The organism is Chromohalobacter sp. HP20-39 (genome assembly GCF_033052815.1).
Classification (GTDB): Bacteria; Pseudomonadota; Gammaproteobacteria; order Pseudomonadales; family Halomonadaceae; genus Chromohalobacter.
This window is the reverse complement of sequence record NZ_JAWHTP010000126.1, coordinates 1-490: the sequence shown is the minus strand read 5'-3', so window position 1 is coordinate 490 and position 490 is coordinate 1. Positions and strand designations below refer to the sequence as shown.

Genomic DNA, 490 nt, shown 5'->3' with positions numbered 1-490 from the left:
CCGAAGAAGACATCCACACGATGACAGAAAACAGCTACCTCGGGCTGCTGAGGCAAGCGACGGCAAGCCACCACGACCGCGCGCAGGTTGCCAACGTAGTGCGCTCGCGCGGCCATGCCGTGAACAGACAACTTACAAAGGCGTTCCGCGCCGCCCGCGAACAGGAGAAGAAGACATGCTGAGTAAGGAACGAATCATCGAAATCGGCAAGCGTTATTTCAAGGAAGGGCACAACCCAGATTCGGTGCCGTTCTTCGTTGCCGCTGCTGAAGACTGCATCAAAGAAGCCCTGCGCGCACAGGCTGATGCGGGGTCGAAGATGCACGACGCAGCAACGCTCGATGCGGCAATCACCATCGTTTGCAATGCGCGCGACGCCCTTGGCGCGGGTACTGAATTCCCTTACGACGCGCAAGAGCGCTCGACTGTTGGGCCATACCTTGACGGCATCGAGGACAAATTGCGGGCGCTGTATGACACCCACTCCTCC

At 59.0% G+C, this 490-nt stretch carries 2 protein-coding genes; both read left to right on the top strand.

Features of this window, described 5'->3' with window-relative positions; all coding sequences use genetic code 11:
• On the top strand, positions 1–182 hold a 182-nt coding region (locus RVY79_RS17270; RefSeq protein WP_317465706.1), incomplete at its 5' end, for a hypothetical protein.
• Positions 176–490 (top strand): hypothetical protein (locus tag RVY79_RS17265; RefSeq protein WP_317465705.1); only part of this gene is annotated, 315 nt, incomplete at its 3' end. The genes RVY79_RS17270 and RVY79_RS17265, both read left to right, overlap by 7 nt.